The organism is Gordonia sp. J1A (assembly GCF_055393515.1).
The window spans coordinates 2481699-2496738 of record NZ_AP041607.1; the positions used below are offsets into that span (position 1 = coordinate 2481699).

12 protein-coding genes are annotated in these 15040 nt (G+C 67.9%); 1 reads left to right on the top strand and 11 read right to left on the bottom strand.

The window, feature by feature from the left end:
• Nucleotides 1-2: 2 nt before the first annotated feature.
• The 9 genes from ACZ5QD_RS11610 to ACZ5QD_RS11650 form a co-directional block, all read right to left on the bottom strand.
• A complete protein-coding gene (locus ACZ5QD_RS11610; protein ID WP_346076347.1) occupies nt 3-602 on the bottom strand; it encodes a TetR/AcrR family transcriptional regulator in 600 nt (199 codons plus the stop codon).
• A gap of 106 nt (nt 603-708) precedes the next feature.
• Complete coding sequence (locus ACZ5QD_RS11615) at nt 709-2220, bottom strand: aldehyde dehydrogenase family protein (RefSeq protein ID WP_346076349.1); 1512 nt, start codon at nt 2218-2220, stop codon at nt 709-711.
• Nucleotides 2221-2329: 109 nt separating this feature from the next.
• Nucleotides 2330-4180 carry an ABC transporter ATP-binding protein gene (locus ACZ5QD_RS11620; RefSeq protein WP_464366765.1) on the bottom strand — a complete coding sequence of 617 codons (1851 nt, stop codon included), beginning with the start codon at nt 4178-4180 and terminating at the stop codon, nt 2330-2332.
• Nucleotides 4177-5949: an ABC transporter ATP-binding protein gene (locus ACZ5QD_RS11625; RefSeq protein ID WP_278125019.1), complete on the bottom strand. Its 1773-nt coding sequence runs from the start codon at nt 5947-5949 to the stop codon at nt 4177-4179. Before ACZ5QD_RS11625 ends, ACZ5QD_RS11620 begins: the two co-directional genes overlap by 4 nt.
• Nucleotides 5946-6926, bottom strand: a complete 981-nt coding sequence (locus tag ACZ5QD_RS11630) for an alpha/beta hydrolase (RefSeq protein ID WP_278127456.1) — start codon at nt 6924-6926, stop codon at nt 5946-5948. The genes ACZ5QD_RS11625 and ACZ5QD_RS11630 overlap by 4 nt, the downstream gene beginning before the upstream one ends.
• A gap of 89 nt (nt 6927-7015) precedes the next feature.
• On the bottom strand, nt 7016-7738 hold the full coding sequence (locus tag ACZ5QD_RS11635; protein ID WP_411815638.1) for a hypothetical protein: 723 nt from the start codon (nt 7736-7738) through the stop codon (nt 7016-7018).
• A 409-nt stretch (nt 7739-8147) separates the two neighbouring features.
• Complete coding sequence (locus tag ACZ5QD_RS11640) at nt 8148-9302, bottom strand: acetyl-CoA C-acetyltransferase (protein ID WP_006896204.1); 1155 nt, start codon at nt 9300-9302, stop codon at nt 8148-8150.
• A gap of 31 nt (nt 9303-9333) precedes the next feature.
• Nucleotides 9334-10176, bottom strand: a complete 843-nt coding sequence (locus ACZ5QD_RS11645; protein ID WP_278125025.1) for an SDR family oxidoreductase — start codon at nt 10174-10176, stop codon at nt 9334-9336.
• On the bottom strand, nt 10173-11441 hold the full coding sequence (locus ACZ5QD_RS11650; protein WP_222111779.1) for an acyl-CoA dehydrogenase family protein: 1269 nt from the start codon (nt 11439-11441) through the stop codon (nt 10173-10175). Before ACZ5QD_RS11650 ends, ACZ5QD_RS11645 begins: the two co-directional genes overlap by 4 nt.
• Nucleotides 11442-11483: 42 nt before the next feature.
• Between ACZ5QD_RS11650 and ACZ5QD_RS11655 the strand changes: the two genes are divergently transcribed.
• Entirely contained in the window at nt 11484-13028 is a 1545-nt protein-coding gene (locus tag ACZ5QD_RS11655; RefSeq protein ID WP_006896201.1) for a FadD3 family acyl-CoA ligase, read from the top strand.
• 19 nt (nt 13029-13047) lie between these two features.
• Here the strand turns inward: ACZ5QD_RS11655 and ACZ5QD_RS11660 are convergent, their stop codons facing one another.
• Complete coding sequence (locus ACZ5QD_RS11660) at nt 13048-13401, bottom strand: hypothetical protein (RefSeq protein ID WP_231650100.1); 354 nt, start codon at nt 13399-13401, stop codon at nt 13048-13050.
• A 60-nt stretch (nt 13402-13461) separates the two neighbouring features.
• Entirely contained in the window at nt 13462-14997 is a 1536-nt protein-coding gene (locus ACZ5QD_RS11665) for an AMP-binding protein (protein ID WP_464366766.1), read from the bottom strand.
• Nucleotides 14998-15040: the final 43 nt, after the last annotated feature.

The window sequence follows — 15040 nt, forward strand, 5'->3', positions numbered from 1 at the left end:
ATTCAGCGCGGGAGGATTCCGTCGAGCACGATCGACAGGTACTGGTCGGCGATCTGCTCGACGGTCTTGGCACCCCCCGGCCGGTACCAGCGCACCGCCACCCAGACCGTGTCGCGGATGAACCGATAGACGAGTTCGACGTCGAGGTCTTCGCGGAAGTCACCTTCCTCGACGCCGCGCCGCAGGACCGCCGCCCACAGGGCGCGGAACTCCACATTCCGTTCGGCGATGTAGTCGAACCGCTCCTGCCCGATCAGTTGCCGGGATTCGTTCTGGTAGATCGCCACGGCGGTGTGCTGGGAGTCGATGGCCTCGAAGGACACGATCACGAGCCGACGGATAGTATCTGTCGCGGACAGCCCGGCTTCGGTGATCTCCCGATAGCGTGCGAACAACGCGTCGAGGAAGCTCCGGAGCAACTCGTCGACGATCGACTCCTTGGAGTCGAAATGGTGGTACAAGCTGCCGGACAGGATGCCTGCGGCGTCGGCGATGTCACGGACCGTCGTCGAGCGGAGCCCGCGTTCAGCGAAGAGCTGACCGGCGATCCCGAGCAGTTCATCGCGGCGGGTGGGTCCGGTCGCGGTTGTCTTCGACGCCAACGTGCCTCCTCGTACGACTTCTCCCACCCTAGCAAGTGCTTGCTTGGCTGGGGAACGTCGCCGGGATACGGCCGCGCGCGAACACGCTGCGCGCGCGGCCGCCGGCTCAGCGCTTCTTGTTCGACTTCTTGATCGCGCGACGGTTGAGGAACCGCCACACCTTCATCTGCATCGCGGTCATCCGCGCGTCCCGCTTGGTGAACGGCGGCGTCATGACCTCGGCGAAGGAGATCGGCAGCGACGACACGGTGACGGCGCGGGCATGACTGAACGTGTTGAACCCGAACTCACCGTGGTAGTTGCCCATGCCCGACCGTCCGACGCCGCCGAACGGCAGCCCCTGGGAGAGCATGTGCAGTCCGAAGTCGTTGCCGGAGATGGAACCGCTGCGGGTGTTGTCGGCGACCGTCCGCAGATTCGCGTTGTCGTCCCCGGCCCAGTAGAGGGTCAGCGGGTGACCCGCCGAGTTGATCTTGTCGATCGCCTCCGACAGTTCGCGGTACGGGTAGACGGTCAAGACCGGGCCGAAGACCTCGTCGTCCTCGATCTTCATTCCGGGCTTCACTCCGGTCAGCAGAGTCGGCGGAATCTTGCGCTCCTGTGCGTTCGGCAGTTCCTCGCCGACGGGCAGCACCTGCCGCTTGGTGGCGCCGAGGCTGACCGCGTCGTCGATGAGGCCGACGATCCGCTGGTAGTTCTTCTCGTTGATGGTGGAGGTGTAGTCGCCGTTCCCGACGATCGTCGGGAAGTTCGCCGTCCACCGCGCGATCACCTTGTCGGTGAACTCGCCCACCTTGTCCTCGGGTACGAAGACGTAATCGGGACACAGGCACACCTGGCCGCCGTTGATCATGCGGGCGTCGGCCAGGAAGTGCGCCGCCTTGGTGATGTCGGTGCCGCGGTCGACGATCGCCGGATTCTTGCCGCCGAGCTCAAGAGTGACCGGAACGAGGTTCTTCGCGGCCTCCTGCGCCACCGACGAACCGACCTCCGGCGAACCGGTGAAGAACATGTGGTCGACCTTCAGCTTCGCGAAGTCCGAACCGCCGCCGTGCTTGCTGGTGATGACCGCGAGCTCCTCGATCGAGAAGTAGTCGGGGGCCACCCGGGCGATGACGTCGGTGGTCTTCGCGGTGATCGACGACGGCCTCATGAGGACGCGGTTGCCCGCGGCGAACGCGGACGCGGCGGGCACGATCGTCAGCTGCAGCGGGAAGTTCCACGGCCCCATGATCGCGACGACACCCAGCGGGTCGCGGCGCAGCCGCTGGGTGAATCCGACCATCCCGGCCACCCTCGCCACGTTGGTCTCGCGCATCCACTTCTCGGCACTGCGGCGCTGGTGCGCGAGGTCGATCATGCAGCCGGCCACGTCGGCCGCGATCGAGAGATCTGCGGGCCGGGACCCGAAGTCCTCGGTCAGGGCGGCGGTGATCTCGTCGGCGTGGTCGAGCAGCAATTGGCCCAGGCGATTGATCCGGTCGATGCGCGTCTTCGCATCCGGAATGCCGTCGCGCAGGAATGCGGCCTTCTGGATGTCGACCAGTTCTTCCATGGTGTGCGCCTCGGACGACACCTTGTCTCCCGCACGCACTGCCACATCTGCCGGCTTGGTCATTCCACTCTCCACTCGTGAGTCACTGACGTTCTGTGAGACAAATTCTCGTAGTCATCCCAAGTGTAGCCACCGGGTGGCGAGAATCACAGGGCGGGCGGTCCGGCGCCGGTCAGCGGTACATCCTGGCGAACTCGCCGTCCGCGGCGAGGAGTTCGTCAACTGTCCCGGCCTCTGCGACACGGCCGTCCACGAGCACAGCGACGACGTCGGCGATCGCGAGAGTCGACATGCGGTGGGTCACGACGATGGTCGTGGTGTGTTCACGCAGCGCTGAGACGCCCTCCTGGATCAGGACCTCCGACCGCGGGTCGGCCGAACTCGTCGCCTCGTCGAGGATCAGAATGCGCGGGCGTGCGGCGAGCGCCCGGGCCACCGTCACGAACTGCTTCTCCCCGGAGCTGAGACTCTCGTGGTCTCCCGACACCTCGGTGTCCAGGCCGTTCGGCAGAGCACCGACGAGCCGTTCCATCACCGACGACGTCGGCGTGCCTCCGTCGGCGGAACCAAACGCGATGTTCTCGCGGACCGTCCCGGTGAAGAGCCAGGGCTCCTGTGCCACGACAGCCATCTGCGACCTCACCTGAGACCTGCTCATCGTGGTGATGTCGACGCCATCGATCGTGATCTCCCCGCCGGAGGGCTCGTAGAAGCGCTGCAGCAACGACGTCAGTGTGGTCTTCCCCGACCCGGTGGCACCGACCAGCGCCAGCGTCCGTCCCGGCGGGAGTTCGAGGTCCACCCCGCGCAGAACCGGGCGGCCGGGTTCGTATTCGAACGACACGTTCCGGAAGCGGATGTGCGGCGGCGGTGCGTCGTCGGTGACAGGCGACGGTGCGACGTCGTCGACGGCCGGACCGACCTCATCGACAGCGCCGAGGAACTCGCGGACTCTGGTGAACGACACGATCCCGGACTGGATCCGCGGAAGGTTCGACGCCAGTTCGGAGACCTGATTCGACAATTGCTGGGTGTACATCACGATCGCTTGCAGCGCACCGAGGGTGAGCGCACCGTCGAGCATCTTCAGTGCGCCGAGTACCGCGATGGTGACGAAGACGAGGGCATTGCAGAGCGACATCGCAGGAGACAACGTGCCGCTCCACGTCTGCCCCGACCGAGTGGCGTGTGCGAGTCGGCCGTTCAGTCGGTCGAACTCGCGCACTGGTCGCTCGTACGCGTCGTACACCGTGAGCATCTCCCGCGCGCTGTAGACGTCCTCGATGTGCGAGGTGAGCGACGATGTGGTGGCCCACTGCGTCTGCATGTGCGGACGGGCGCGCCGGATCACGAACACCGACAGTGCGACCATCACCGGAATCACCGCGAGAGCCACGCCCAGGAAGAACAGCGACACCAGTCCGAGCGCCACGATCACCGCGAGGCACGTCAGCACGATCACCGGTACTGCGACGAACGCAGGACCGATCATCGTCGCCAGATTGTCGACGTCGACCGTGGTGGTGTTGACGACGTGACCCCGACACCCGCCGTCGACCGCGCTGAGCGGCAGCCGATGGATCTTCTGCTCCAATTCCGTACGCAGACCCCGGACCGTGTCCTGAACGAACGAGTTGAGGAGCAGTCCGCCGGCCGAACGAGCGACGAGGATGACGATGATCAGGACGATCGACCAGCCCACCCAGTGATCGATGACGTCCCAGTCCATCCGGTGGCCGGGGACGGCTCCGCTGCGCTCGATCAGATTCGCCGTCGCCGTGTCGCCCTCGGCACGGTACTCGGCGACGACCTGCTCGGTAGTGCGGTCGGCAGGCAGTGCGGCTCCGAGAGCGCCGGCGAAGACCGCATTGGTGAGCTTGGCCAGCGCCGCGGGCAGCAGCACGCCGCACAGCGTCCCGATCACGGAGCACAGCAGCGCGAGCAGTAGCTGCCTGCGGCCCCGCCCGCAGACGCGACCGAGTTCCCGCATGAGCATCCCGTAGACGCGGATCGGCCCGGTCATCGTGCCGCCTCCGGCACCCGAGCGTCGGCGTCCGGTACTCGACGCCCCTGGGCCGCGGCGAGTTCGCGATACACCTCGCAGCTGTCGAGGAGTTCTCCGTGAGTGCCGACGCCCACCGTGCGGCCCCGGTCGAGCACCACGATCCGGTCGGCGTCTGCGACCGTCGCGACCTGCTGCGCCGCGATCAGCAGCGTCGTGTCAGGCAGGGCCTCACGCAGGCCACGCAGCACCGCGGCCGCCGTCGGCCGGTCCATCGCGGACAGCGCGTCGTCGAGCAACAGGACACGGGGTGCTCGGACGATCGCGCGGGCGAGAGCCAACCGCTGCCGCTGTCCGCCGGAGAAGTTACGTCCGCCCTGCGCGACAGCGGTGTCGAGTCCGTCGCGGTCGCGTAGCGCGCCCCCGATCCGAGCCGCGTCAAGGGCCCGCCACAATCGGTCATCGGCCGCGTCGCCGTCGGCGAGACGCAGGTTCGACCGCACAGTTCCGGCGACGAGCTGATGATCGCCGCGGATCAGCACCACGTCTCGCCGCAGTGCGGCCAGGGGCAGATCGGTCACCCGGACACCGCCGAGATCGACGTGTCCCAACGTGGCGTCGACGAGCCGCACCACGATCGCCATCAGGGTCGACTTGCCGCTGGAGGTGCCGCCCACCACGCCGGTGATACCGCCCGCCGGACAGTCGACGGTGATCTCGGCCAACGACGACTGGTGCGCCCCGGCGTATCGGACCCCGACCCCGGCGAAGTCGACGGGCACCGCTTCACCGAAGGCCGGCGACTGGGCCGTGCCTCCGGCGTCCGCCTCCGCGGAATCGAGGACTTCGCGGATGCGCCCGCCGCTGGCCTGGGCTCGCGGCCACAGCATGATCACGGGCAGAAACAAGACCAGCCCCGAGACCACCTGCGACAGGTAGCCGGTGAACGCGGTGAGATCACCGATCGTCATCTTCCCGGCACCGATCAGGTCCGCCGACCACATCGTGGTCATGGCGACCGCGATGTTGGTGATCGCGAGCGCCACCGGGAACAGCAGCGCCTGCGCTGCTCCCACCCGGCGCGCCAACCCGGTGAGGTCGTCGTTCGCCTCCCGGAATCGGACGCCGACAGTCCGTTCCCTCCGGAACAGTCGAATCACCCGGACGCCGACGAGCTGTTCGCGGAGCGTGAGATTGACCCGGTCGATCGCGCGCTGCAGTCGCGCCGCCAGCGGTGCGACCACCAGGACGAAGCCTCCGATGACCAGGGCCAGGAAGACCGCGGTGAGCGCGACGACGGGCATCAGCCGCCACGACTGGCGGAACGATCCGACCACCGCGCCCACCGTGATCAGCGGGGCGGTGACCGCCGTCGCCGCGAACGCGAACACCGCCTGCCCCACCGCGTTGGCATCCACCGTGGACCGAGTCAGCAGCGAGTGGGTTCCGAATCCGCGGTACTCCTCGGCGTCCATGCGCGCCGACTTCCGGAACATCCGCGACCGCAGTTCGGCCGAGGCGTCCGCCGCCAGCCGCGAACTCAGCGCCACCGCCACCACCGAGGAGAGGGCTCCGCAGGCCACGATCGCGACCATCAGCAGACCGGTTCGCTCGATGTAGCCGACGTTTCCGGCGATGACGCCCGAATCGACGATCCGTGCGTTGAGCGCCGGCTGGCTGAGCACGGCGATCATCGAGACCAACTGCATGGCGATGATCCCCGCGCACAGCCGTTTATGGTCGGAGATCGCCGACCGGACGAGCGCGACGGCGGCGTGCCCGGAGGTCACGCGCCGATGGCGCGGCCGAGCTGTGGCCAGGACTTGTGGAGCTGGTCCTGCCAGTACGGCCAGGAGTGGGTTCCGCCCAGCGGACGGTCGACGGTGGCCGGGATGTGCAGTTGCTGCAACCGGGCCGCCAGCTCCTCGGTGCAGAACTTGGTCGCGGCCTCGATCCCACCGCCCACCAGCAACCGATCACCGAGCACCTGCGGATCTGGAACCTCAGTGAGGTTGTCGTGGGAGCCGGGCAGGCCGGTCGCCGTGCTCAAGTACAGCGACAGTCCGCGCAGACCGGCCGCGTGGATCAGCGGATCGTTCTTCTTCCACAGGGGACCGTTGTACGGTCCCCACATGTTGCGGGCATCGGCTTCACCGCGCACCTCGGTGACGATCCGGATGAACAGCTGGCCGTGCTGCGAGGAGGTGCTGGCACAGCCGCTGTACGAGCCGACCGCCTTGTACAGCCCCTTGTTCTGGATGGCGAGGTTCAGCACCGAGGTGGCGGACGACGAGATGCCGGCGATCGCGTTCTTTCCCGTGGTCCGGTACCGGCCATCGATGGCGCCGGGCAGTTCCTTCGCCAGAAAGGTCGACCACTTGTTGACGCCGAGTTTCTCGTCGGGCTTGATCCAGTCCGTGTAGTAGGAGAAGGCGCCCTGCATCGGAATGACCACGTAGACGTGCTTGTTCTGGAAGAACTTGACCACGTCGGTGTTCCGCTGCCAGGTGGCGGTGTCCTCGCCGCCCCCTGCTCCGTTGAGCAGATACAGCACCGGTGCGGGCCGCGAGGTGTCCTTCGGAGAGAGCACGGTCAGGGGGATGTCGCGGCCCATCGCCGCCGAGTGAACGCTGATGTTCGACTCCCGCGGACTCGTGACCGCAGACGAGGCACCGGGCGCGGCGTGGGCTACGCCTCCGCTCACAATCGAGCCCGCAAGTGCGACTGCGGCTGCCAGCGCGACCGACATCCGTCGGCGTTCGGTCAACTTCACTGTTTCTCTCCTCCTCGCGACGTGTCGCGTGACTTCCTTCTCACGGCCCCGCGCGGCAGCGACGCCGCGCAGACCTGTCGATCTCATCGGTCCGCCGCGCGCCGGAAGCCTGTCGGTCCCGGTTCGCAGATCAGGCCGTACAGCGTGGTCCCGCCGGGATGCGCGCCGCTCGGTCCGGCGGGAGGGAACTCCGCTGTGGCGAACTGCCTCAGCCGCCATCCCCGGAAGAACGCATCCCGCAGTCGTTCGACACCGGTCCAGACGTAGAACGAGCAACCGTGCAGTGAGCAGTACTCCTCGACGGGCCGCACCAGAGCAGGCAACAGGTCCGCTCCGCGGGAATCCGGTGTCAGTGCGGCGATCGGAATGCTCACCGAGCCCTCCTCGGGCGCGGGCATGAGGTCCATACGCGACAGCTCGACGAGGCGGCGCGCCACGGCGGGATGAGCGGCCAGCCGCTCGGCGTCGGCGCGCAGTTCGACCGGATCCGCCGGATCCCTGCCGTCCGCGGGGTACCAGCCGAGGACTCCGCGGAGTCGTCCGGCGCACTCGTCATCGCGCTCGTCACCGCGGACGCCGACCGCGCATCCCGACCGGACCATCGGCCGGAGCAGGACCGTCGCCAGCAACCTCCGGACTGTCGGGTCGTCGACCGTATCGCCGAGCACCCAGTTGAAGATCGGCACCTCACCGAGCGCGTCCCCGACCAGTGCAGCGGCCTCCGGCAGTGCGTCCGGGGTCAGTACTGTCGCCGCCGGCCGCGCGACTGCGCACGCGGCCGGGCCGTGACTCCGCGTGGGAGTCACGGCCCGGCTGTCCGTGGACATCATGGCGTTACCGCGACTGAGGCCTCAGGCCTTGCCGTTGTCGTTGCTGATGCCGTAGCTGCCACCCTCGTTGGTGGAGCCGGCGTCGGCCAGCACCGCGTTGATGGTCTTCGCGAGGTCGAGCAGCGGGTCGATGTTGCCCATCGTGGTTTCCTTTCAAATGGAGACTTCGTACGTGATGCACGCGATACACGGCGCAGTGGTGCGCTGTGACTCACTTCTAAAGCATCTGTTCGGACGATACTCACGAGTAGGGCTCGGCCGGTAAATCGGACGTGATTAAGACACGATGAATTGTCACAAATCTTGGCTAACACCGGCGTTTCGCCGCCGTGCGCTCGAGACACGCCCGAGAGCGCGGAACATCAAATCCGTGCGCCGTCTCAGCTCAGCCGAGGCGCTCGATGATGGTGACATTGGCGGTACCGCCGCCCTCGCACATGGTCTGCAGTCCGAATCGGCCGCCGGTGCGCTCCAACTCGTTCAGCATGGTGGCGAACAGTTTGGCTCCGGTCGCGCCGAGCGGATGCCCCAGCGCGATCCCGCCGCCGTTCGGATTCACCCGAGCCGGATCGGCTCCGGTCTCCTTGAGCCACGAGAGCACGACGGGCGCGAAGGCCTCGTTGATCTCGACGACGTCGATGTCGTCGATGCTCATTCCGGTCTTCTTCAGCGCGTACTCGGTGGCCGGAATCGGCGCCGAGAGCATCATCACCGGATCGTCGCCGCGCACCGACATGTGGTGGATGCGCGCGCGGGCGGTGAGACCGTACTGCTTCAACGCCTGCTCGGACACCACGAGAGTGGCCGACGCGCCGTCGCAGATCTGCGACGCGACGGCCGCGGTGAGCTGCGACCCCTCGGCCAGGACGTCGAGCGAGGCCATCTTCTCCAGGGAGGTCTCGCGCGGGCACTCGTCGACCACGCAGTCGCCCAGCGGCACGTACTCGTTGTCGAAGCGACCCTCGGCGATGGCCGTCTTGGCGCGCTGATGGCTCGCGAGCGCGAACTCCTCCATCTCCCGCCTGCTGATGTCCCACTTCTTGGCGATCATGTCGGCTCCGACGAACTGACTGATCTCCTGATCGCCGAAGCGCTGCGTCCAGCCCTTCGACTCGGCCGTGGGAGTGGTGAAGCCGAACGGCTGACCGGCGATCATCGCCTGGCTGATCGGGATCGCGCTCATGTTCTGCACACCGCCGGCGATGACGACGTCCTGCGTCCCGCTCATCACGCCCTGTGCGGCGAAGTGGATGGCCTGCTGGCTCGAGCCGCACTGGCGGTCGACGGTGGTGCCGGGGACTCCCAGCGGCAGTCCGGCCGCGAGCCATGCGGTACGTGCGATGTTGCCGGCCTGCGGACCGATGGTGTCGACACAGCCGAAGACCACGTCATCGACCACCTCGGGGTCGATGCCGGTGCGGTCGACGATCGCCTTGATGACATGTGCGCCCATGTCGGCGGGGTGGACGGCGGCGAGTGAGCCGTTGCGCTTGCCGACGGGAGTGCGGACCGCGTCGACGATGTAAGCGGAAGTGGTCATGGGAGAGCTCCTAGAGAATCACGGGGTCGGGTCAGGCACGCTGGCTGGAGACGGACACGATCTCACCGGTCATGTACGTGGTGTAGTCGCTCGCGAGCATCGCGATCACCGACGCGATCTCCCAGACCTCGGCGGCGCGGCCGTAGGCCTCCCGCGCGGCGAGTTCATCGAGGAGATCGTCGCTGGTGACCTTCGCCAGGAAGGGATGCTTGGCGATCGAGGGCGAGACCGCATTGACGCGGACTCCGTAGTCGGCGGCCTCGACGGCCGAACAGCGGGTCAGCGCCATCACGCCGGCCTTGGCCGCGGCGTAGTGGGCCTGACCGCGCTGCGCCCGCCAGCCGAGGACCGAGGCGTTGTTCACGATCACCCCGCCCCGAGGCGACCGGGACTGCGCCGCGTCGTTCTGCGCCGCGTCGCGGAAGTAGCGCAGTGCGGCGCGCGTGGCGCGGAACGTGCTGTTCAGCGTGATGTCGAGGACGCGGTCCCACTGCTCGTCGGTCATATCCGCGACGGGTGTCTCGCCGCCGAGGCCGGCGTTGTTGACCAGGACGTCGATGCGGCCGAGTTGCTCGGCGGCATCGGCGATCAGCGCATCCACCTGTCCGGTGCTCGAGACGTCGCAGACGAAGGAGGCCACCTGCTGCTCGGGGAACTCGGCCGACAGCTTCTCCACCGTCTCGCCGAGGCGGCGCTCATGGAAGTCGGAGACGAGGACGTCGGCGCCTTCGAGCAGGACCCGACGTGCGGTCGAGAACCCGATACCGGTGCCGGCGGCCGCGGTGACGATCACCTTTCTGCCCGTCAGCAGCCCGTGGCCGCCGACTTCCTCGGGCGCGGTCGCCAGCGGCGAGACGGGTCGGGTGTCACTCATGCGCGTGCCTCTCGGGGAAGGCCGAGCACTCGCTCGGCGATGATGTTGCGCTGCACTTCGTTCGAGCCGCCGTAGATGGTGTCGGCGCGGGTGAAGAGCAGAAGTCGTTGCCACTCGTCGAGTTCGACGTTCTCGGGGTCGGTGATGTCGTTCGCGCGACCCTCGGTAGTGGCGGGCGGACCGATCAACGAGGGCGCACCGACCACCGCGACCGCGAGCTCGCCGAGGTCGCGATGCCAGTTGCCCCAGAGCAGCTTGGTCACCGACGCAGCGCCGGCCTCCGACACGATGTCGCCGGCGAGCGTGCGCCGCGCATTGGCCTCCATCACGGTGAGGCCGACCTTGGCCCGGCGCAGCCGCTCGGCGACGGCCGGATCGTCGATCGACCCGTTGGCCCGGGCGACGGCGACGATGTCGTCGAGTTCCCTCCGGAAGCCGACCTGCTGACCCAGTGTGGAGACGCCGCGCTCGAACTGCAGCAGTCCCATCGCGACCTTCCATCCGTCGCCGGGTTCGCCGACGATCAGGTCGGCGCTGGTGCGCGCGTCGTCGAAGAACACCTCGTTGAACTCGGAGGTGCCGGTGATCTGCTGGATCGGCCGGATGGTGACGCCCGGTTGGTCGAGCGGGACGAGCAGAAAGCTCAGTCCCCGGTGTCGCGTCGAGCCCTTCTCCGTGCGGGCGATCACGAACGCCCACTGCGACAGATGCGCCAGCGAGGTCCAGATCTTCTGGCCGTTGACCACCCACTCGCCGGACGCGTCGTCGAGAACCGCGGTGGTCGCGACCCCGGCGAGGTCGCTGCCCGCGCCCGGTTCCGAGTAGCCCTGCGCCCACAGTTCGGTCACGTCGACGATGCCGGGCAGGAAGCGCGCCTGCTGGGCCGGTGTGCCGTACTCGATGAGCGTCGGGCCGAGGAGTTCCTCGCCGAGATGGTTCACCCGCGCCGGAGCGTTGGCTCGCGCATACTCCTGATGGAAGATGATGCGCTGCTCGATGGTCGCGCCGCGGCCACCGTGGCGCACCGGCCAGCCGAGGCACGTCCAGCCCGCCGCTGCGAGATGGCGATCCCACTCCAGCCGCTCGGCGAAGAACTCGTGCTCGCTGCCGGGTCCGCCGCGACCGCGGAGCTCGGCGAAGTCGCCGACGAGATTGGCTTCGAGCCAGTCCCGGACCGCTGCCGCGAAGACTTCCGCGGCGTTCGGCGTCGCCGCTGCCCATTCGCCCAGATCGACGCTGCGATCGGCGAGATTGATCGTCGTCATGACCGCTAGCTTAACCTACCAAGCATTTGCTAGGTTTTGGATATGCTCCCGAATCCGCTCACCACTCCCGCCGCCCTGCATCGCGCCGAGAGGCAGTGGCCCGACGGCGTCGCGATCGTCGACGACCAGTGGGGCGAGCGCGTCTCGCTGACCTGGCCGCAGTTCGCCGACCGCGTCCGGCGGTTCGCGGCGGGCCTCATCGGACTCGGCGTCGAACACGGCGACCGGGTCGCGGTATGGGCGCCCAACAGTCACCACTGGCCGATCGCCGCGCTCGGAATTCAGTACGCCGGCGCCGTTCTGGTCCCGCTGAACACTCGCTACACCACAAGCGAGGCCGGTGACATCATCGACCGTTCCGGCGCGAGCGTCGTCGTCGTCTCCGGTGAGTTCGCCGGCATCGACCGCCTCGGCGAAGTGCTGTCGTCGTCGATCCCCGAAGGTCGCACCGTTATCTCGATCCCGCTCGGCGACGCTGCCGAGAGTCCGGGCGCGGTGCCGTGGGAGTCGCTGCTGGAGTCCGCGACCGACGACCTCGTCCGGCAGGCCCGGGCAAGGGCCGAGGCGGTGCGGGAGGACGACCTCTCCGACATCCTGTTCACCTCCGGAACCACCGGGGCCCCGAAGGGCGTGATGGCCGAGCACCGCCAGACGCTGCACGGATCACATGCCTGGGGCGACAACGGCGGCCTCCGCGACACCGACCGCTACCTGATGGTGAACCCGTACTTCCACACCTTCGGCTACAAGGCGGGGATTCTGCCGTCGATCCTGTTCGGCGCCACGATGTTCCCCCTGGCCGTCTACTCGCCGAGCGCCTCCATGGAGTCAGTCGCACGCGAGCGGATCACGGTGTTCCCCGGCGCCCCGACCATCTTCCAGACGATTCTCGACGACCCGGCCCGTGCGGACTTCGACCTCTCGAGCCTGCGGCTCATCGTGACCGGTGCGACCATCGTTCCCGTGGTCCTGGTGGAGCGACTGCAGTCCGAACTCGGCGTCGACACCGTCATCACCGCGTACGGCCAGACCGAGACGAGCGGATTCATCACCACCTGCCGCCCGGACGACGACGCGCAGACCGTCGCCGAGACCTGCGGCCGCGCCTTCTCGGGCATGGAGGTGACACTGTCGGAGCAGGGCGAGGTGCTCACCCGCGGACTCATGGTGATGCGCGGCTACCTCGACAACCCCGAGGCCACGGCGGAGACCATCGACGCCGACGGCTGGCTGCACACCGGCGACATCGGCACCCTCGACGACCGCGGCAATCTCACCATCACCGACCGCCTCAAGGACATGTACATCTGCGGCGGTTTCAACGTGTACCCCGCGGAGGTTGAACAACTGCTCTCACGGTTCCCCGACGTCACCGAGGCCGCCGTCATCGGTGTCCCCGACGAGCGCCTCGGCGAGGTCGGCAAGGCCTTCCTGACCGTCCGCCCCGGAGCGTCGGTCGAGCCCGAGGCGGTGATCGCCTTCGCTCGCGAGCACCTCGCGAACTTCAAGGTCCCGCGCGTCATCGAGATCGTCGACGCATTCCCCCGCAACGCCGCGGGCAAGATCCTCAAGCGCGAGATGCACTGACCGCTCGCAGCGCGGCCGGTCAGCCGCGCTGCGAGCGCGAGAACTCCGTCTCGCACATCGAGACGCCGAAGTCGTGCATCCCGAGGACGGCGACGCCCATCGCGATCAGTGTCACCACACCGACGATCACCCACGTCCGCGTGCGCTGCGACAGCGAGACCGCAGCCAGGGACCCCACCACGACGACGGCGAGATAGGCCGTCCACGCGATCCACGCCCCGCGCGCCGCGGCATCGGTATGCGAATCCTGCAGAGCCGGCAGACAGCGATCGACCCCGTCGTCCATCAGGATCAGGCCGCCCACCGACGCGATGGCTCCGACCACTGATCCGAACAACGCGGCGATACCGGTCCGAATCCAGACATTCTGCACATGACAACTGTGCCACATCCAAAACCGGTCAACCGGTACGTTTCCATCTTCGGCGAGTGATCACCCCTCACGGCGCAGGACGAAGCGCTGGATCTTTCCGCTCGGCGTCTTGGGGAGCGCGTCGACGAAGTGCACCGTCCGCGGATACGCATGCTTGGAGTACTCGTCGCGGACCAGGTTCTTGAGCTCGGTCGCGAGAGCGTCGCCCGCGGCGTAGCCCTCCGAGAGCACGACGAAGGCCTCGACCACTTCACCGCGGATCCCCTCCGGATCCGGCCGGCCCACCACCGCGACCTCGTTCACCGCGGGATGGCCCGCGAGGACGCTCTCGACGTCGAAGGGGCCGATCCGGTAGCCGGCGGCCAGGATCACGTCGTCGTCGCGCGACGTGAAAGAGAAGTAGCCCTCGTCGTCGACCTTGCCGGTGTCGGCGGTCAGGTACCACTTGCCGTCGGCGGTGAATCGTTCGGCGGTCTTCTCGGGAGCCGCGTCGTAGCCGGAGAACCACAGCAGCGGGCTGGCCTGCACGTCGAGCGCGATCTGCCCTTCGGCGATGCCGCCGGTGAAGCCCGGCATCGCCTGCCCCATCGAGCCCGGCTTGAGCGGCTCGGCCAGTTCCGGATGCCAGTGGTTGCCGATCACCATGCCGAGCTCGGTCTGCCCGTAGTGGTCGCGCACCTCGCAGCCGAGGTTCTCGACTCCCCACGACACGATGTCGGGCGTCAGCGGCTCCCCCGCCGACGACGCCCGTCGCAGGACGATCCCGTCGAGGTCGGCACTCGCACGCATCGCGCGATAGATGGTCGGCGCCGCCGCGAAGTCGGTGACGCCGAACTCGCGGATGACGGCGACGGTCGACTCAGGGGTGAAGCCCTGGTTCAGCAGCAGGCTCGTCCGGCCCGCCACCATGGGCGCCAGCAGCGCGTAGTAGAGGCCGTACGCCCACCCCGGATCGGCGGCGTTCCAGAACACATCGTCGGCGTTCACGTCGAGCGAGTAGTGCAGATACGTCTGGAACGCCGCGAGGCTGAAGAGCGGAACCGGGACACCCTTGGGCTTGCCCGTGGTGCCGGAGGTGTACAACTGCGCCAGCGTGGCGTCGCCGCCGATGGCGACCGACTCGGCCAACGGCTCGGCCGAGACCGATTCGGCGACCAGCTCGTCGACGTCGAGGACCGTCACCGCATCGATCGGATCCACCTTGTCGCGCTGCGAGGCGTCCGTGATCACGAACTGGGCGCCCGAGCCCTCGGTCCGCAGTTCGATGGCCCCGGTCGCGAAGGCGGTGAACAGCGGCACGTGCACTGCGCCGAGCCGCCACAGCCCGAGCAGCGTCACCACCAGCGCACGACGTTTGCCGAGTAGCACCGGCACCCGATCTCCGCGCCGCACGCCCCGCCCGGCCAGCACGGTCGCCATCGCGCGAGACTCGTGGGCGAGCTGGGCCCAGGTCATCGACTCGAAGGTCAGGTCCGGCTCGACGAGCGTGAACGCGACACCCTCCGGATCGTGCCTGTCGCAGAGCAAGTGGGCCGCACTCGCGTCCGGCGCCCGGTACTCCTCGAGCCAGGCCCGGGTCTGCTGCTCTGCATTCATACGACTCTCCACTCGTGTCGACGGCATGATTTGGGACAATCAT

What these genes read in the sequence shown, in the direction of transcription:
- ACZ5QD_RS11645 (WP_278125025.1), bottom strand. Translation starts at nt 10,176, where the DNA reads ATGAGTGACACCCGACCCGTCTCGCCGCTGGCGACCGCGCCCGAGGAA.
- ACZ5QD_RS11620 (WP_464366765.1), bottom strand. Translation starts at nt 4,180, where the DNA reads ATGACCGGGCCGATCCGCGTCTACGGGATGCTCATGCGGGAACTCGGT.
- ACZ5QD_RS11615 (WP_346076349.1), bottom strand. Translation starts at nt 2,220, where the DNA reads ATGACCAAGCCGGCAGATGTGGCAGTGCGTGCGGGAGACAAGGTGTCG.
- ACZ5QD_RS11665 (WP_464366766.1), bottom strand. Translation starts at nt 14,997, where the DNA reads ATGAATGCAGAGCAGCAGACCCGGGCCTGGCTCGAGGAGTACCGGGCG.
- ACZ5QD_RS11650 (WP_222111779.1), bottom strand. Translation starts at nt 11,441, where the DNA reads ATGACGACGATCAATCTCGCCGATCGCAGCGTCGATCTGGGCGAATGG.
- ACZ5QD_RS11655 (WP_006896201.1), top strand. Translation starts at nt 11,484, where the DNA reads ATGCTCCCGAATCCGCTCACCACTCCCGCCGCCCTGCATCGCGCCGAG.
- ACZ5QD_RS11640 (WP_006896204.1), bottom strand. Translation starts at nt 9,302, where the DNA reads ATGACCACTTCCGCTTACATCGTCGACGCGGTCCGCACTCCCGTCGGC.